Annotated in this window: 13 protein-coding genes and 1 pseudogene; 9 read left to right on the forward strand and 5 right to left on the reverse strand. The window is 70.4% G+C overall.

Annotated elements, in window-relative coordinates; translation table 11 throughout:
* Positions 1-551 precede the first annotated feature (551 nt).
* Both LL648_RS40820 and LL648_RS44700 read left to right on the forward strand, forming a co-directional pair.
* Positions 552-1211 (forward strand): annotated as a pseudogene (locus LL648_RS40820) (DUF222 domain-containing protein); the annotation flags it as partial.
* A complete protein-coding gene (locus LL648_RS44700) occupies positions 1197-1484 on the forward strand; it encodes an HNH endonuclease signature motif containing protein (RefSeq protein WP_255687486.1) in 288 nt (95 codons plus the stop codon). The pseudogene LL648_RS40820 and the gene LL648_RS44700, both read left to right, overlap by 15 nt.
* Here the strand turns inward: LL648_RS44700 and LL648_RS40825 are convergent.
* Complete coding sequence (locus LL648_RS40825; RefSeq protein ID WP_232668346.1) at positions 1463-4522, reverse strand: P-loop NTPase fold protein; 3060 nt, start codon at positions 4520-4522, stop codon at positions 1463-1465. The genes LL648_RS44700 and LL648_RS40825 overlap by 22 nt on opposite strands.
* A 200-nt stretch (positions 4523-4722) precedes the next feature.
* Between LL648_RS40825 and LL648_RS40830 the strand changes: the two genes are divergently transcribed.
* Complete coding sequence (locus LL648_RS40830; protein WP_232668347.1) at positions 4723-6195, forward strand: aldehyde dehydrogenase family protein; 1473 nt, start codon at positions 4723-4725, stop codon at positions 6193-6195.
* 31 nt (positions 6196-6226) lie between these two features.
* Here LL648_RS40830 and LL648_RS40835 read toward each other — a convergent pair whose 3' ends face one another.
* Positions 6227-10459, reverse strand: a complete 4233-nt coding sequence (locus LL648_RS40835; protein WP_232668348.1) for a MupA/Atu3671 family FMN-dependent luciferase-like monooxygenase — start codon at positions 10457-10459, stop codon at positions 6227-6229.
* A 167-nt stretch (positions 10460-10626) separates the two neighbouring features.
* On the opposite strand from LL648_RS40835, the gene LL648_RS40840 reads away from it, so the two are divergent.
* Positions 10627-11727 carry an isopenicillin N synthase family dioxygenase gene (locus tag LL648_RS40840; RefSeq protein WP_232668349.1) on the forward strand — a complete coding sequence of 367 codons (1101 nt, stop codon included), beginning with the start codon at positions 10627-10629 and terminating at the stop codon, positions 11725-11727.
* A 96-nt stretch (positions 11728-11823) separates the two neighbouring features.
* Here the strand turns inward: LL648_RS40840 and yidD are convergent, their stop codons facing one another.
* Both yidD and LL648_RS40845 read right to left on the reverse strand, forming a co-directional pair.
* Positions 11824-12219, reverse strand: a complete 396-nt coding sequence (gene yidD, locus LL648_RS45930; RefSeq protein ID WP_374112189.1) for a membrane protein insertion efficiency factor YidD — start codon at positions 12217-12219, stop codon at positions 11824-11826.
* A 597-nt stretch (positions 12220-12816) separates the two neighbouring features.
* Positions 12817-13296, reverse strand: coding sequence for an Lrp/AsnC family transcriptional regulator (locus LL648_RS40845; RefSeq protein ID WP_232668350.1), 480 nt, complete (start codon positions 13294-13296; stop codon positions 12817-12819).
* 90 nt (positions 13297-13386) lie between these two features.
* Here LL648_RS40845 and LL648_RS40850 point away from each other — a divergent pair, with 90 nt between their 5' ends.
* The 5 genes from LL648_RS40850 to LL648_RS40865 all read left to right on the forward strand — a co-directional run bounded on the left by LL648_RS40850 (position 13387) and on the right by LL648_RS40865 (position 17536).
* Positions 13387-13881: a GNAT family N-acetyltransferase gene (locus LL648_RS40850; protein WP_232668351.1), complete on the forward strand. Its 495-nt coding sequence runs from the start codon at positions 13387-13389 to the stop codon at positions 13879-13881.
* Positions 13882-14028: 147 nt separating this feature from the next.
* On the forward strand, positions 14029-14358 hold the full coding sequence (locus tag LL648_RS45935) for a peptidase inhibitor family I36 protein (protein ID WP_374112191.1): 330 nt from the start codon (positions 14029-14031) through the stop codon (positions 14356-14358).
* Positions 14359-14518: 160 nt separating this feature from the next.
* Positions 14519-15538 carry a helix-turn-helix domain-containing protein gene (locus LL648_RS40855; RefSeq protein WP_232668352.1) on the forward strand — a complete coding sequence of 340 codons (1020 nt, stop codon included), beginning with the start codon at positions 14519-14521 and terminating at the stop codon, positions 15536-15538.
* 65 nt (positions 15539-15603) lie between these two features.
* The gene (locus tag LL648_RS40860; protein WP_232668353.1) at positions 15604-16305 is read left to right on the forward strand and encodes an SDR family NAD(P)-dependent oxidoreductase; all 702 of its coding nucleotides are present in this window, start codon (positions 15604-15606) and stop codon (positions 16303-16305) included.
* A 1-nt stretch (position 16306) separates the two neighbouring features.
* Entirely contained in the window at positions 16307-17536 is a 1230-nt protein-coding gene (locus tag LL648_RS40865) for an acyl-CoA dehydrogenase family protein (RefSeq protein ID WP_232668354.1), read from the forward strand.
* On the opposite strand, the gene LL648_RS40870 is transcribed toward LL648_RS40865, so the two are convergent.
* Complete coding sequence (locus LL648_RS40870; RefSeq protein WP_232668355.1) at positions 17537-17773, reverse strand: hypothetical protein; 237 nt, start codon at positions 17771-17773, stop codon at positions 17537-17539.
* Positions 17774-17914: the final 141 nt, after the last annotated feature.

Here is a 17914-nt window from a genome sequence, read left to right on the forward strand (position 1 = left end):
CCGCCCACGGGCGGCCGTGTGGTGGGGATATTCCAGGTCGACGGGATGGCACTCTCAGCTCCACCTGTGGGTGGCGGGCACGCCTTCGGCGCGAAAAGGCACCACAGGTGCGGTACCTTCGTTCAGGCTCGGGGGTGTACATAAGTACACTCTTTGCGCTGCGACTCCTCATTCGCTGGCTTATGATCTTCGCCTCGCCTAAAATGGAGTTATGTCCCCGGGGCTCGACACCACACTCGACGGTATCGCCGAGTTACGGGTCGAGGCTGCCACGGGAACGTTCCCCGATAGGTTTCTTGCGTCGCGGGATATGGAGTGGGTGGTTCGTGAGATCGACCGGGCGCGTGTTCAGTTCATCGCCACCTTTCTCCGGGAAGGCGGGTTCGGGTCGCTCGGGCACAAATCGCCGATCAACGCGATCGCGGACTCCTGGAACATCGACCCGAGTGATGCCCGGCGGTATGTGAACGCCGCGGAGAACCTGTGCCCACAGATGACGTTGACCGGCACCGTGCTGGAGCCCCGGATGCCGGTCGCCGGCGGCGTTCGCCGCCGCGACGATCGGGTTGGGGCACGTCGATGTGATCCGGAAGGTCCTCGAGTCCGGCGAGGCGTCCCGGCTCACCGACGCGGACTGCGCTTATGTCGAGGAACAGGCCGTCGCGTACGCCGCCCACAACCGGCCGGGAGAAGTGCACAAGTTCGGCATGGAGCTGGTACGACGGATGGACCAGGACGGACCCGAACCCGACGACGGACCGGAGTCCGAGGTCAACGAGCTCACCATCACCCCGCATCCGGACCGGTCGGGCGGGACGATCAAGGGGCGGTTCGACAACGCCGTCCTGTTCGCCACCATCGCCACCCTGATCGACGCGAAGTCGAAACCGGCCGGGGCGGATGATCAGCGCAGCAGCAAGCAGCGCCAGGCCGAGGCGTTGGCCGATGTCTGCGGGTACGTCCTGGACCACGGTGACGTCCCGCAGTCGGGCGGTCACCGGCCGCACCTCAACGTGCACATCCCCCTGCTCGAGCTGGAAACCCGGGTCCGGACCGCGATCCTGGACTTCGGCGGCGCCATCACCACCAAAGACCTGCGGCAGCTCGCCTGCAACGCCGCCGTCATCCCGATCGTCATGAACAGCGACAGCCAACCCCTCGACATCGGCCGCCTCTCCCGCGTCATTCCCGACGGAATGCGACGAGCCGTCGCTGCCCGTGACCGCGGATGCGCACGGTGCGGCCGACCGGCGAGTTGGTGCGACATCCACCACATCATCGAATGGCAGAACGGCGGGCCCACCGAAATCAACAACCTCGTCATGCTATGCCGGATGCATCACAGGGAGATTCATTCCACCGAATGGATCGTCCAGATGGTCGACGGCCTACCCGAATTCATTCCGCCCAGGTATATCGATCCCGATCAAGTCCCGCGTCGAAGTCCGCATCAGGCCGCCGGCTATCCGTCGAACAGGGCGTAGCTCTCGAAGCTGTACCGGGCGATGGTTCGCGCGCACTGCCGGTATGGGCCGGGGTCGTCGATGGCGGGGAAGTCCGTGACGAGCCGCTCGATCCACGCGCTGAGCCGCTCGGGAAGGGCTGGGGTCGCACCGCGGGCCAGGGTCGCGCTGTAGGTGGGCGCGGCGAGTGCCGCTCGGATGGATCCGAATCGATCGGTGCGCAGGATGCGGTGGAGCAGGTCCGATGCCTCTACCGGGCTGCTGACGGTCGCGGCTATGAGCAGTGCTGCTGCCTGGAACGGCCCGCCTCGGTCGTCGCCCAGGTAGAGGTCCAGCTCGTCGTCGGAGATCGTGGCCCGGAACAGGAGGTAGAGGTTGACGGTCTTCTTGACAGCTCGCGGGGTGTCGAGCAATCCCGCGATGCGCGGCAGGAACTCCGCCTCCGCGCGCGCAATGCGCAGGACCTCTTCCCCGGCTCGCGCCTCCTGACCGCGGCCGCCGGCCGGCGCTGGACCGTCCGGAACCCGTGCTGCAGCCCCGGCGCCGTCGGCCGCTTCGGTACCTCTGGTGCTCTCCTGGGCCGGGGTGTCTGCTGGCTCCTGATCTGGCTCGCCCTCGTCGCCGTCCGGCTCCGGCACCGGCAGCAGTGTCCGCAGGTAGTTCCCCGCCCGGTCGCTCATCGGGCGCACCGCGAACGCGATGTGGAAGATCTTGTCGAGGTAGTCGAGAGCGCGCCCCCGGCGAGCCCTCATCTGCGACGCGTGGTGCTCCTCGAGCGCCGTGATCAACCACCTGGGGTCGACCGCCACGACCACGACGAACAGCCGCATGCTCACCAGCAGATTGATCACCTGCAGGACCTGCATGACGCGGTCCGAAGCGCACCGATCGAGATCGTCGATGTACAGGATGATCCGCTGACGCATCCGCGGATCGTCGACTGCGCTCATCTGGCGGTCGAGCCGAGCGAGGTCCTGGTGGATCCGGCCCGCGAGACCCCGGTATGAGGCGTACCGGTCGGTGGCGGCCAGCTGGGTGACGAGTGCGTCCAACCCCCGCGCCGGGTCGACCTGGTTGAGCTGCGCCTCCAGCTCCTCGACCTTCGTGTCGAGCCTGGCCTTGTCGTCGGCCAGTCGCGTCCGGCCTTTGACGGCGGCATCACGAGCCCGGCCGACGATCGTGGGGATGGAGGCCCCGATGGAGCCCGCTGTGACGATCCACGCGAGGAGCGGGAGGTCCAGCAGCTGGGCCAACAGGATGCTGATCACGACGATGCCGGCGAGGATCGCCGCGGGGAGAAGGAGCTTGCGGAAGTCGAACTCGCGGGTGGCCTGCGCTCTCACCTCCTTGCCGACGCGGATCAGCCGGAGCCCGTGCTGCAACCAGCCCCACCAGCCGCGGTCGGCGTCCAGCTCGTCGATCCTCGCCAGCCCTTGCTCGAGCGCCGCCTGTTGGTCCTTCGCGCTCTTGAGGTCGGCCTCGAGCTGGGACACTGAGGTCCCCGCCGGGAGGACGACCTGCTCCGGTACCTGTGCCTGCCCGCGCAGCTCGTGGAAGAGGTGCTCGACCATCCCGACCCAGACGTGGTCGTCGCTGAGGTGCCAGGCGTTGAACCGCACTTGCCTCACGAGCGGCGAGAACGGGCTGCTCTGATCCTGCCGCGCCTGCTCCGCCAGCGTTGTGACGCGCTGCTGGAGCAGGTTCATGAAGGTCGATTTGCCGCTGCCCCAGTTGCCGAGCAACGCAACCGACAGGGGCGGCTGGGTGGCTGTTGCGGCCAGGAGCGCCGCCATCGCCTGGACGTCGGCGGTGATCCCGATCCGGTCCTGGGTGCTGTCTGCGTCGCTGCGGACATCGGTGTAGCGCGGTTCGTCCGGATGCGCGCGATCTGCGTCCGCCCAGAACTCGTCGAGCTGTCGGACGTCCTCGTCGCGCCAGCGTTCGGCGATCGCCTCGCGCAGCGCGGCCCGCAGCGTCCGTCGGGACGGCCCGAGCGCCGAGCGCACCGCCGGTGACAACTGATCGGCCAAAGCTGCCGCCACGATGTGGTGGGACCAGACCTGCTGTGAGCCACTGGCAGGCCGCGTTGCGAGCCGCGTTGCGAGCCGCTGCGCTGCGGTGGTGACGTCGGTGAGCTCGGGCGCTTCGGGATCCACGTCACGTGGGATCCGGTCTGGCGGCATGACCTGGTCGGCGTCGACGTTCGCCGCCCCGAGCGCCTTCGCCAAGCGCCGGTCGACGTTGCCGGCGGGCAGCGCCCGCAACAATGCGCTGCTCGCCCCGCGTTGCAGCTCGGTCGGGTCGAGGTGTGTCCGTCCGGGGCGCACAAGCGCGGCCAGCAGGACGTCCTGGCCGGTTGCCCGGGTCGCGTTGCGGGCACGCGTCACGGCATGGGTGAAGTCGAGCAGTTCCTGTGCACCGGGACGCAGCACGAGGCGGCGCCGTTCCCGTTCGCCGAGGTGCTGGGTCAGCGTCGAGCGGATCGCTCGTTCCGCCAGATCGTCGCTGCAGATGAGGACGATGCGGCGCAAGCCGGACGCGGCCCGGGCGCGACCGACGACGAGCGGGATGACGGCGGCCGCAACGTCTGCGGGCCGTAGCCCGGCGACCCCGGCGCCGAGCAGCGGTAGACCCAGTGCGGTCGCGCCCCGCGCCAGCGCCATGTCCACGGCGGCGGCCGTCGCGCGAGCAGCGCTCTCGGCAGAAACCTGGGCTTTGTCGTCGGAGGTGGGCGTCGAGGGCCGCACCGTCGCGATGACCAGTGCACGCAGGCCCGTGTCGGCCTTCGTGCGGTCGCCATCCGTGACGCCGAGTACTTGCGGAGCATCCGGGGTGAGGTCGGCATACCTGATGTCGGACCAGGCAAGCCCGGGCATCGCGCTGCGAACGGTGGCCCCGAGTGATCCGAGGCCGCCTGTCTGCCCGGCTGAGAGGACCAGTGTGTCGATGGGCAGCTGCCACGGACGGGCGGTCTGCTCGACGGCGAACTCCACCTCGCCGGATCGGCCCAGGACGTCGAGGTCGTCCAGTCCCGGGCCGGTGGTGTCCATGGCAGACATGGCGGTCCCTTGGTGGCGGAGGCAGCGGGCCGTGCGTGCAACCGGTCCATGATGCTGTTGGCTCGGGCCCTTCGGAAGAGGCCGGCCCGCACGTGCCTGATACGCCGATGAGCGCGTGGGCCGTCGGATCTACGTCACGCTGCGGCTGTCCTCCATCGACACGGGTGGTGGGGCGTCCGGCTGCCGTTAGGGTGAAGATCGTGACAACAACGCGGGCGGGCACGTTCGAATCGGTCGACCCCGCCACCGGTGAGGTCATCGCGACCTTCCCCGTGCTCGCCGCCGCCGACGTCGAGGCGGCCGTCGCCCGCGCCAGGGCGGCGCAGCCCGGTTGGGACGCCCTGGGCTACGCAAGCCGCGCCCGTGTGCTGCGGGCGTGGCGGTCGCTGATCATGGAGCGGGCGGACGAGCTGGCCGACCTGGTGCACCGGGAGAACGGGAAACCGCTCCCGGACGCGCTGATCGAGGTCGTGCTGGTCGCGCAGCACATCGACTACGCCGCGCGGCACGCCCGCAAGGTGCTCGGCCGGCGCCGGGTGTCGTCAGGCCCGATGATGCTGAACCACGTGGCGTCCGTCGAGTACCGCCCGCTCGGCGTGATCGGGGTGCTCGGGCCGTGGGACTACCCGGTGTTCGGGCCGGTCGGCACCGGCGCGTACGCGCTCGCGGGCGGCAACACCGTGGTCCTCAAGCACAGCGAGCACACGCCGGCGATCGGGGAGTGGCTGGCCCGAACGTTCGCCGAGGTCTCCGGCGACGGGCGGCTGCTCCAGAACGTCACCGGCGCGGGGGAGACCGGCGCCGCGCTCTGCAGGGCGGGCGTCGACAAGATCAGCTTCACGGGTTGCGTCGCGACCGCGAAGAAGGTGCTGGCGGCCTGCGCGGAATCACTCACCCCGGTGCTGGTGGACGCCGGCGCCTCCGACACCTTGCTGGTCGATGCCGACGCCGATCTCGACGCGGCGGCCGACGCCGCGGTGTGGGGCAGCATGAGCAACGCTGGCCAGATCTGCATCAGCCTCGAACGCGCGTACGTCCACGAGCGGGTGCACGACGCCTTCCTGGAGAAGGTCGTGGCGCTGGCCGGGCGGCTGCGGGCCGGCGAGGGGGAGAAGCTCGGGCCGATCACGATGCCCGGCCAGCAGGAGATCATCCGCGCCCACGTCGCGGACGCGCTGGACCGCGGCGCCCGCGCTGTCGTCGGCGGGCTGGCCTCCATCGGCGAGCGGTACGTCCAGCCGATCGTGCTCGCCGACGTCCCCGAGGAGGCGCGCGTCATCCAGGAGGAGACGTTCGGGCCGGTGCTCGCCGTCGTCGGGGTCAGCGACATGGACGAGGCGCTGCGCAGAGCGAACGCACCGCGGTTCGGGCTCGGCGGGGCGGTCTTCTCCCGGTCGCGCGGCGTCGAGCTGGCCCGCGGGCTGCGATCGGGGATGACCTCGGTGAACTCCGTCGCGACGTACGCCGGCATCCCCTCCCTCCCCTACGGCGGGGTCGGCAACTCCGGGTTCGGCCGCATCCACGGTCCGGACGGCCTGCGCGAATGGACGGCGCCGAAAGCGATCTCGCGGCAGCTGTTCCCCGGCCCGGTGCGCACCACGACGTTCCGCCGCCGCGCCGCCGACGAACGCCGCCTCGCGGGCCTCGCCCGCCTGCTCTACGGGCGCGGCTAGTCGGACCGACCGAGGCCGGATCCTGCGGCCGCTACCCGATCACCCCGAGCTCCCGGCCCGCCGTCGCGAACGCTTCCAGGCCCGCGTCGAGGTGGGACTTCTCGTGCACGGCCGTGACCGTCGTGCGCAGCATGGCGCGGCCGACCGCGACGGCCGGCGCCAGCACGCAGTTGGTGTAGACGCCCAGGTCCAGGAGGCGTTGCGCGAAGCGCAGCGTCAGCAGCTCGTCGCGGAGCACGACCGGCACGATGACGCTCCTCGACGTGCCGGTGTCGAATCCGAGCTCGCGCAGCCCGCGCCGCCAGTACTCGGCGAGCTCGCGCAGCTTCGCGACCCGTTCCGGCTCGGCGACGAGCACGTCCAGCGCCGCGGCCGCCGCGGCCACTGCGGGCGGCGGCATCGATGCCGAGAACAGCATCGACCGGCCGTAGTAGCGCACCCAGTCCATCAGGTTGCGCGGTCCGGCCAGCCAGCCGCCGACGGACGCCAGGCTCTTCGAGAACGTCCCGGTGAGCACGTCCGCGGCGCCGATCACGCCGAACTCCTCCTCGGTGCCGCGCCCGGTCGCGCCGATCATGCCGAGGCCGTGCGCGTCGTCGAGCGCGAGCGGCACGCTGTGCCGGTCGCAGATCGCGCGCAGCTCGGCGAGCGGCGCAAGATCCCCCGACATCGAGTAGACACCGTCGACCATCACCATCCCCGGCAGTGCCCCCAGCTCGTCGGCGAGCCTGCGGTCGAGGTCGGCGAGGTCGTTGTGCCGGAACTGCAGCAGCCGGCCCCCGCCGATGGAGACCCCGTCGTAGATGGAGGCGTGGCACTCCTCGTCGACCACCAACGCCGTGCCGGGGGTGATGAACGCCGACAGCAGGCCGAGGTTCGCCTGGTAGCCCGTCGTGAACAGCAGCGCGTCCTCGCGGCCGAGGTAATGCGCCAGCTTGCGTTCGAGGTCTTCGTGCGCGGGTGTCGAGCCGTTCATCAGCCGGGAGCCGGTGACGCTCGGCCCTTCCGCGAGCGCGGCGGCCGCGGTCGCCTCCCGCACCCGCGGGTCGGCCGTCAGCCCGAGGTAGTTGTTCGAGCCCAGCATGACGACCCGGCGGCCTTGGTGGACACTGGTAGCACCGTCGCTGTCGCTCAGCACCGGGTAGAACGGCATGAGCCCGGCGGCTTCGAGCCGGGCGCCGAGATCGAAGTCGCGTGCTTTCTGCAGCACCCCGCGGTCGTTGCGGTGCAGCAGCGCGAGCCGGTTGCGGACGGCGTCCCCCAGGTCGGTCCCGGCGTTCCCGGTGGCCGGGGTGGGCTCCGGCGTCGCGGCCCAGCGGTCCTTGAGCGTGGTCAGGTGGTGCAACCCGGCCAGCACCTCCTCGTCGGCGATGCCGAAGTCGATCAGGCAGGCGATCTCGTCGACCCCGGCGCCCGCCAGCTGCGCGACGAGCTCCGACGCGCGTTCCGGGGTGCCGAACAGGGCGCTCGTGCGGTAGTAGCGCTCGAAGGCGAAGTCCAGCACCGAGGCCTGCTCGGCGTCGCTCAGCCCGTCGAGCGCGGCCGACCCACGGCGCCACAGGTCGACGGAGTCGCGCAGGTAGCGCTTGAACGGTTGCTCGACGCTGCTGCGAACGCGGGCCTCGTCGGTGCCGATGAACGTGTGCAGCATGACGGTGACCCGCCCGCCGTCGGGGTCGTGGCCGTGCGCGGCGCGGGCGCGACGGTAGGCGTCGAGCTTCGCCTTCAGCTCGTCGGCGTCCTGGAACAGCAGGGCGGTGAGCACGTTGGCGCCGAGGCGCCCCGCCTGCTCGAAGCGTTCGACGCCGCCGCTGCAGGTGATCCACGTCGGCAGCTCGGACTGCACCGGGGCCGGGAAGATCCGCAGCGCGGTCTCGGTGCCCTGCCCGTTGGGCAGCGTCACCTGCTCCCCGCGCCACAGCCGCCGGACCAGGTCGACGCCGTCGAGCATGGCCTGCTGGCGGTTGTCGTAGCGATCGGGGGCGAGCACGAAGTCGTCGGGATTCCATCCGGTTGCGAACGCGATGTCGACCCGCCCGGCGGACAGGTTGTCGACGACCGACCATTCCTCCGCGGTCCGGACGGGATCGTGCAGCGGCAGCACGACGCTGCCGGCCCTGATGCGGATGCGCGATGTCGTCGCGGCCAGCGCGGCGCTGACGACGGACGGGTTGGGGAACAAGCCACCGAAGCGGTGGAAGTGCCGTTCCGGCGACCACACGGCGGCGAACCCGTTGCGGTCCGCGTGACCTGCGGCGTCGAGGAACAGGCGGTACTTGTCCGCACCCGCCCGTTCCGCGTCGCTGGAGAAGAAGAACAGGCTGAACTCGACCGCCGCGCCCGGTCGCGCTGGTGGTGGCGACGCCGGCCGCGGTCCTGCGACCGGCTGTCGGGCCTCGATCTCGGCGACGACAGCGGCGATCGTGATGCCGTCGAAGAGCCGTTCGGCGCTGACCGTGTAGCCGAACTCCGACTCCAGGTACGCGTTCAGCTCGACGGCTTTGATCGAGTCGAGGCCGAGCGCGGTCAACGGCCGGTCGGGGTCGAGCGCGGACACGTCGAGGCCGAACCGCTGTGCCGCCCAGCCGGCGACCCGGCTCCGCACGTCGGCAGCGGCCGGAGCGGGCTGGTCGAGGTGCTGGTCGACGTGCCGCGCCTTCGCCTCCAGGCGGCGCAGCTTCCCGCTGGTCGTCCGCGGCAGCTGACCAGGCCGGAGCACGACGATCCGGTGGACCGACAGCTGGTGGTCGTGCGCGACCGCCTGCCGCACCGACGCTTCGAGGTCGGCCAGCGACACCGGGACCTTCCGCTCGTCGACCTCCAGCAGCACCGCGAGCTGCTCCCCGTCAGCGGTGTCCACGGCGACCGCGGCGCACCCGCCCGCGCGCAGGAACGGGTGTGCGGCCTCGACGGACCGCTCGACGTCCTGCGGAACGACATTGCGGCCGCGCACGATGATCAGCTCCTTCAACCGGCCGGTGACGTGCAGCTCGCCGTCCCGCACGAACCCGAGGTCGCCGGTGCGCAGGTGTGGCCGCTGATCACCGTCGAGGGTGGCCGTGAACGTCGCGGCGGTCTCCTCCGGCCGGTTCCAGTAGCCGGCGGCGACGCTCGGCCCGGACAGCCAGATCTCACCGATCTCGCCGTCGGCGCGGCGGGTGCGGCTCTCCGGATCGACGACAACCGCGGCGCCGCCCTGCACCGGACCGCAGCTGACGATCCGGCGGGTGCGTGCGCCGTCCTCGATCTCGACCGTCCGCATCCCGGTGCCGTGCGGGGATCCGCTCACGAACAGGGTGGATTCGGCGAGGCCGTAGCAGGGCAGGAAGCTGCTCGCGGCGAAGCCGCTGCTCGCGAAGCGTCCGGCGAAGCGGTGCAGCACCTCGGGATCGATCGGCTCCGCGCCGACGAAGGCGACGTCCCAGCTGCTCAGGTCGAGCCCGGCCGCGTCCTCGTCGGAGATCCGCCGCGCGCAGTGGTCGAAGGCGAAGTTCGGGCCGCCGCTGACGGTGCCGCGGTGCTCCGACACCGCCCGCAGCCAGGTGAGCGGCTCGCGCAGGAGCGTCGTCGGCGACATGAGCACGACCGGGATGCCGAGGAAGAGCGGGTGCAGGAGGCCGCCGATCAGCCCCATGTCGTGGTGGGGCGGCAACCAGATCACGCCGCGCGTATCGGGGGCGCAACGGAACGCGTCGCGGATGACCGCGAGGTTGTGCAGGAGGCTCGTGTGCTTGACGGCCACGCCGCGGGGCCGACCGGTCGAGCCGGAGGTGTATTGCAGGAAGGCGATGTCGTCGGGATGTGGCAGCTGGTGCTCTGCCGCACCCGGATCGGCGCCGTCGGCGGCGATCCAGTGCAGGCCGGCGAGCGGCGGGTGCGCGGCGGCGGCCGGCCGCAGGTCGTCGATCGAACGCAGGGGCGCGGCGATCGCGCTCGCGCCGCTGTCCACCGCGATCGCAGCCAGCTCGCCGATCGCGGACCGGCCGCGCGGAGCGGCCACCGGGACCGGGACGCGCCCGGCGAGCATGCAGCCGAAGAACGCGGCCGCGAAGTGCGGCCCCAGCCCCGAGAGCACGAGCACCCGGTCGCCCCGCTCGCCGGTTGCGGCCAGCGTCGCCGCCATCCCGCTGGCGAGCTGGTGGAGCGCGCCGTACGTCAGGTCGTGCGTGCCGGAGCCGGGTTCGTGCAGGTAGGCGTACCCGGTCCGGTCCGGTGCGGAGTGCGCCCGGTCGAGCAGGACGCGAGCGAGTGTTCCGTTGTGCATGGTGATCCCCCCGATCGCCCCCGAGCGTACTCACCGAGTTGATCGGTCAGAGCACTGATCGAATATCAGGGGCCAACCTGCGTACTGCCGGAAGGCCATCCGATCGCTGGGCAGGTTCCGGTCGTGCTGTCCGACCAGCACGAGAACCACGTCGAGGGTGTAGTACGGTGATCGCTGCAACTAACAACGTTCGAGAGTGTCTAACGTCGTTAGACGCTCGCACGCACATGCGGCGTCACGAACTCGAGTGGTGGGAGGGGATCAGCATGGCCCAGGAACGGGAAGCCGCCGTCGTCGACGGCTTCGTGCCGGTGATCGACTTGTCGGCGCGGAGCCGCGCGCAGGAGCGGGCGGTCGTTGCCGCAGCGATCGGCGAGGCCTGCGCGAGTTCAGGGTTCTTCACGATCGTCGGGCACGGGGTGTCGCCGACGCTGGTCGATCGCATGTACGCAACGACCAACGCGTTCTTCCGGCTCCCCGATGCGGAGAAGGACCTGGTGGCGAGCGGGCCCGGGGTCTCCGGCTTCCGACGTTCTGGCGGTACGACAGCTCAGAGCCTCGACCAGAAGACGCCGCCGGACCTGTGCGAGGCCTTCGGCGTCCACGTCACGGGGGAGCTGAGTGCGCAGGAGCGCTCAGAGCTGGGCGGCTACCAGGCGCCGTGGAAGTCGGCCAACGCCTGGCCGAGCGTGCCGGCCGGATTCGCCGCCACCTGGCACGAGTACATGGTGGTCATGGCAGAGCTGTCCGCCGACCTCATGCGCCTGTTCGCCCTGGCGCTGGACCTCGACGAGAGCTTCTTCGACGACAGGTTCGACCGCCACGTGTCATCGCTCACCGCCAACTACTACTTCCCCCAGCTCGAGCCGCCGCTGCCCGGTCAGCTGCGCAGAGGCCCGCACACCGATTTCGGTGCCTTGACCGTTCTCTACCAGGAGGACGACCTCAGCGGCTTGCAGGTCCGCCGCGGCGCTGGTGAGTGGTGTGACGTGCCCGCCGTCCCGGGCAGCTTCGTGGTCAACATCGGCGATCTGATGGCCCGGTGGAGCGGCGGACGCTGGGTGTCGGCCCTGCACCAGGTGGTGAACCCGGCGCGCGGGAACACCTCATCCCGCCTGTCGATCCCGTTCTTCTACCAGCCCAACCACGACGCTCCCGCCGATACGGTGCGCCCGCTCGCATCCTCGGACCGCGCGCAGCCGCAGAGCACGACCGCAGGACGGTGGATCGCGACGAAGATGGAGAAGCTCTTCGCTCCGACGTCGTAGCGCAGGATGCAGTGCCGCGAGATCAGGAGTGGAGCCGGATCACCTTCTCCGATGGATCGGATTGCGGCACCCGGCCATTCGGCCACCACCCGGGCACTATCGGCCGCATTCCCGGACGCGCCGCGCGGCTGCTGCGAGCCCGCGGCGCGGGCCCAGATCCTCGACGGCGGTGATCGCGTACGCGCTGCAGCTCGGGGTCGAGGGGCAGCGGGGCGTGAAGCGGGTGAGCCAACGCTGATAGCTCCGGATCAATGCCCGCACGACACCGCCGCCGGCATCGGGTACGACGGCGGCTGCCAGCAACAGGAGCGACGACAACTGGAGCAACGCGCTGCAGTCGCAGATGCTGCACCCGTCACCGCAGCCGGACCAGTCACAGTACGACGACTCGACGCCGATCGAGGTGGCTACGTCTGCACCCGTGGTCGCGGCTTCCGTTGCCGATCTCGAGCGATTTGAATCCGACTTCTCGTCCTGCTCGGAAGATGACACGTAGATTCTTCTCCTGTTCAAGCGGCTGCGAGCACCGCCGAAAGCGGAATCCGAAGAGGCGCCGCGCGACCATCAGACGTCTCGTCGCCGTACGAGGACGGACCGCGATCGCCAACTCGACGAGCGCCACGCCGAACGCGCGTAGGCCATCGATCCCCACGCGTTGAAGGGGATGTGCTGGGCCGCCCAGATCCCGATGCGAGGGGTCGAGATCCCTTCGGCGAGGAATCAGATGCGTTCGCCGTTGGGTGGAGCGGGGCGGTCGTCATGGGACCTCCGGACGACGTCGTCGACTGCAGACGTGTCGCCTGCCGTCACTGCCGCGAAGGATCCGGACCGCGGATTTCAACACGCTTGCACGGCTGTTACCCGCGGTGCTGCCGGCCTTCGACGTCGGGTGCCATCACGGCCGAACCGCTGGCACGGTGATTGCTCCCAGGCCGTGCGGCATCGCACGGGCGGCGCGATCGGGCCCCATCGGAAAGGTCGGTCCACAGTGGTGTCGCACCCGGTGGCGGGTGATGGTCGCGATCATGACCATCGGCTTCCCGCCCTGGCCACCGCCGCGCGCCGGCGACGTGCATCATGACGCCGGGTTCACTGCTTGCGAGGGGGCCGCTGAGGGGGCGGGAGGAGAGGGCCGCGGTCCTTCACCGTCCCGAACGCGAACTTCGACCGGATGGAAGCGATGTTCCCGATCGCCCGGAGCTCGTCGACGACGAACCGTTCGAAGTCGTCGAGATCCCTGACCAGGACCGTGATCAGGTAGTCGCCGTCGCCGGCGATCATGTGCGCCGCAACGATCGACGGGTTCGCCCGCAGCGCCTGCTCGAACGTTTCGACCTGCGGGGTCGAGTGATCGGCTATCGCGATCTCGATGACCGCGAGCACCCCGAGCCCGAGCGCGGCCGGGCTGACGATCGCCCCGTAGCCGCTGATGACACCGGACTGCTCGAGGTTGCGCACCCGGCGCAGTGTGGGTGAGGGGGACAGTCCGATGCGGTCGGCGAGGTCCTGGTTCGTGATCCGGCCGTCGGTCTGCAGGACCTCGAGGATGCGGCGATCGATGCTGTCCACACGGCTGTTGTAGCAGAATCTGCTACAGATGGTCGTTCAGGACGCAGAACTTGGCATCGGCTGCCGATCGTGCTCGTGCATCCTGCTCTCATGATCGGAGACCTGACGCATCATCGCGTGACGATGAACGACGTCGCACAGCCGGCTGTGCTTCGTGATGCCACCCCGGACGATGTGGACACGATCGCCCGGTTCATCCGCGAGCTCGCCGCCGCGGAGGACTTCCCCGGGGCGGTCACGTCGACTGCCTCCGACGTGCACGAGGTGTTGTTCGGCCCGGAGGCGTTCGCGCGGGCAGTGGTCGTCGAGCTGGACGGCGTGCCGGTCGGGTTCGCGCTCCACCACGCCACGTTCAGCACGATCACCGGGCGGCGAGGGGTGCACCTCGAAGATCTCTACATCGTGGAGCAGCACCGTGGTCGCGGCTTGGGCGAGCTGGTCATGCGCGAACTCGCCGCCCGGGCTCGTAGACACGGAGGTCGGCTCGACTGGTGGGTCCTGCGCACCAACGAAGCAGGACTGCGCTTCTACCGCCGCCTCGGTGCCCGGGAGGCCGAGGAGATCACGGTGTGCCACCTGGGCTGATCTTGCGGCAGCCGGCGCACAACGCGGAGTGCAACTTGACCGCCGTGTCGAGATTCCGCTACAACGGGGGCGTACTGGTAAGACGACTGTTCTTTTTCGGGGGATCTCTTGAGAATTCGTAGTGCGTCCGTCGTAGCTGCCCTGGTGGTGGCGAGCACGGCGGCTTTCGTCCAGCCGACCGCGGCGACCGCGGAGCCATCGCCGCAGGCTTGCAGTGCTGGCTTCTGTGCGTACCCGGGCGCGAACTTCAGTGGCAACGGGATTCCGGTGTACGGCGACGGGTGTCAGACGTTCGCGTTCACTGGAACGCGGCGGTCGTACACCAACGACTCCAACATCGAAGGCTACTTCTATTCGGACTTCAATTGCACCGGTCAGTCCAGACCCGTCACCCACGGCAGCAGCGAGGACGATCTCGGCTTCGCTGCCGGCAGCTTCGGAAGCGCATGCGTTTCATGCCGGTCGGAGGGCCCGTAGGCGCCGATGACCTGATGCCCGGCGGTGCACGATCTGGCGGCAGCCGGTGCACGCAGTGGCGGTCGACCGGGTGTGGTGCGCCTTACAGTCCTTACAGTCCTTACAGTCCTTACTGACGTTGCTGAAGTTGCTGACGTTTCGGCGACCCGGGAGGTGGGCGGTGGGCTCGAACTGGACGTCGCTTCCCGGGCAGCCGACGCTCGTGGCCGTGGCGGAGACCGTCGACCGCGACGGGTTCGCCACGGCGGTCGCGCCGACGTTCGCTGCGGTCCGGGTGCGGCCGCTGACCGACGGGACGTTCCGCAGCTCGATGAGCAGCGCGGTGGCCGGCGACGTGCGGGTGTCGGTGCTGAGCGGCAGCCCGTGCGTCGTCACCCGCGATGCGCCGCTCATCCAGCGGACGGATCCGGCGCTCCTCACCGTCTCGATGCAGCGGATCGGTCGTGCTGCGATCGCCCAGGACGGGCGGCGTTGCCTGGCCGGCCCCGGTGACCTCGTCAACTACGTCACCTCGCGGCCGTACGAGGTGACGTTCTGGGAGCCGTACGAGGCGATACTCGTGTCGGTCCCGCTGGCCGCGCTCGGTTCGCACGCCGACACCCTCGGTGCGCGGACCGCGATCGCCGTCGGCACCGACCGCGGGCCCCGCGACGTCGTCGGGACACTCTTCGTCGCCCTCGCCTCGAAGATCACCGACTGCACGGCGGGGGACACGAGCAGCAGCAAGGAGTACCTCGCCGACGCCGTCGTGTCGCTGGTGCTGGCGGAACTGGTCGACATCGCTCCGCAGGATGCCGGTGACGATCTCGCGGATCGGGTGCTCGCGCACTGCTTGTCGCACCTGCCCGATCCGACGCTCACCGTCGAGTCGGTCGCACGTGCGCTCGGCGTTTCGGTGCGCTACCTGCACAAGGTCCTCGCCCCGACGGGGATCACGCTCTCGGCCTGGATCCGCCGGCAACGGCTCGAACGGATCGGTCGCGACCTCGCCGACGAGTCCTTGCGCGGGCGCACGGTGGGCGCCGTCGCCGCCCGTTGGGGGCTGCCGGACACCGGCCACCTGAGCCGGGCGCTGAAGGCCGAGTTCGGCATGACCGCGAGCGAGATCCGGCGCTCGGGTCGCTGGGAACGCGGCGGGCCCCGCCCGCTGCCGGACGCGCCCCGGCTCGCCACCGGCTGACCCGCCGTCGTGGGCGGGTCCGTTGTCCTGCACGAACTGTCCACTGTGTGTGGTAGGAGTGTGCCATGAGCAAGGTTGCGATCGTCACGGGTGCCTCGCGCGGCATCGGCGCCGGTGTCGTCGAGGGGTACCGCAAGCAGGGCTTCGCCGTGGTCGCCACGTCGCGCTCGATCACCCCGTCCGACGATCCGGAGGTGCACACCGTCGCGGGGGACCTCGCCGACCCGCGGACCGCCGGGCGTGTGGTCGACGCCGCCCTGGAGCGCTTCGGCCGGATCGACACGCTCGTCAACAACGCCGGGATGTTCATGGCCAAGCCGTTCACGATGTGCACCGACGACGACTTCTCGGCGATGGTGGGGCTGAACCTGGCCGGCTTCTTCGGCATCACCCGCCGCGCGGTCGCGACGATGCTCGAGCAGGGTGCGGGGCACGTCGTGACGATCACGACGTCGCTGGTCGACCATCCGTTCAGTGCGGTGCCCTCCGTGCTCACTTCGCTGACCAAGGGCGGTCTCGACGCCGCGACGCGATCGCTGGCGATCGAGTGCGCAAGCAAGGGTGTGCGGGTCAACGCCGTGTCGCCGGGGATCATCAAGACCCCGATGCACCCCGTGGAGGCCCACCCCGCGTACGCCGATCTGCACCCGATGGGCCGCATGGGGGAGATCGACGAGATCGTGCACGCCGTGCTCTACCTGGAAGCCGCCGCGTTCGTGACGGGGGAGACCCTGCACGTCGACGGTGGGCAGGGCGCAGGGCACTGACGTGGAGCAGCAGCTGCTGCGGGCGCAGGCGCGGGATTTCGCCGGAGACGTGCTCTCCCGGGCGCGGGAGGTGACCGACCCGCTGCCGACCCCGATGGAGCGCTACCGGGCCACCCGGCCGTTCTACCGGCAGATGGTCGAGGCGGGGTTCTTGCGCCGGCTCGTCCCGCAGGCGTTGGGCGGGGACGGCACCGGCGCGGCGACGACCGCCGCGCTGGCCGAGGAGCTGGTCGCGGGCGACCCGAGCGTTGCGCTGAACCTGTTCTCCACGGGTCTCGGGCTCGCCCCGCTGCTGCGGGCCGGGAGCCCCGCCCAGCACGACGTGTTCCTCCCGCCGTTCCTCGCGACGAGCGGGACCCCGACCGCGTCGCTGGCGCTGAGCGAGCCGGGCGGCACCGCGAACCTCGCGGAGCCCGATCCCGGCACCGGAGAGCTGGTCGGCCTGCGGACCACGGCACGCCGGGACGGCGACGGCTGGCTCGTCGACGGGGAGAAGCAGTGGGTGTCGCACGCAACCGGGTGGGACGGCACGGGTCCGGACCTGATGACGGTGGTCTGCCGGGCCGGGCCCGACCCGGACCCGCGCGCGTCCCTGGCCGTGCTGGTGCTCCCCGGGCCGATCGAGGGGCTCACGATCACCGAGATGCTGGACCCGCTCGGGCACCGCGCACACGCCCTGCCCCGGTTCACCCTCACCGGCGTCCGGGTACCGGCCGCGAACCTGATCGGCGAGGTCGGGGACGGGCTCGGCATCGTCAACGCGGCGTTCGGCGGCGCGCTGATCGGGGCGTGCGCTGCCGGGGTCATGCGCTCGGCCTTCGACGTCGCGCTGCGGTTCGCCCGCACCGACCGCCGCGGCGGGCGCGTGCCCGTCGTCGAGCACCAGGGCGTCGGGTTCCTGCTCGCCGACGTGAAGACCCGGATCGAGGCCGTCCGCGCGCTGACGCTACGCGCTTGCGCCGCCCTGGACAGCGGGTCGCCGGGCGCCGAGGAGCTCTCCGTGCACGCCAAGGTCTTCGGGTCGGAGTCGGCGGTCCAGGCGCTGATCGACCTCATGCGCGTCGTCGGCGTCGACTCCTACGGCCACCACCTGCCGCTCGCGGGGCTGCTGCAAGACGCACTCGCGTACCCGCTGTTCAGTGGGGGCAACATCGGCTTCCGCCGGCGCCGGCTGCAGGCGCTGCTCGCCGATCCGGACTACGACCCGTGGAGCACGATGGCCGGCTCGTGATCAGCCGCAGACCTGGCCGAAATGGCGGAGCACGCACACCCGGTTGATATTGCAGCGCGCGAAGTAATAGCACTGGTTGGTGAACTGGTCGCGGCAGCAGGTCTTCACCTGGCTGCAGGCGCCCGGGGTGCTCGGACAGGGGTTCGGGTCGCCGCAGTCGCCGCAGTCCGCGGCGGCCACGATGTTCGGGACGAACCAGCCGAGTACGGCGTCGGCGGCGCGTGCGAGCTGTCGCACAGGAGGTTCCCTTCCAGGCGCTCGAAAATCTGGTATCTCTTCTTACCGACTGGACGTGCATCAAGCAAGACGTTCACCCTCTCGTCCCGGATCGCGCGACTCACCGCTCCGGATCGCGCGACTCACCGCTCCGGATCGCGC

This window comes from Pseudonocardia sp. TRM90224 (assembly GCF_021245725.1).
Taxonomy (GTDB): Bacteria; Actinomycetota; Actinomycetes; order Mycobacteriales; family Pseudonocardiaceae; genus Pseudonocardia.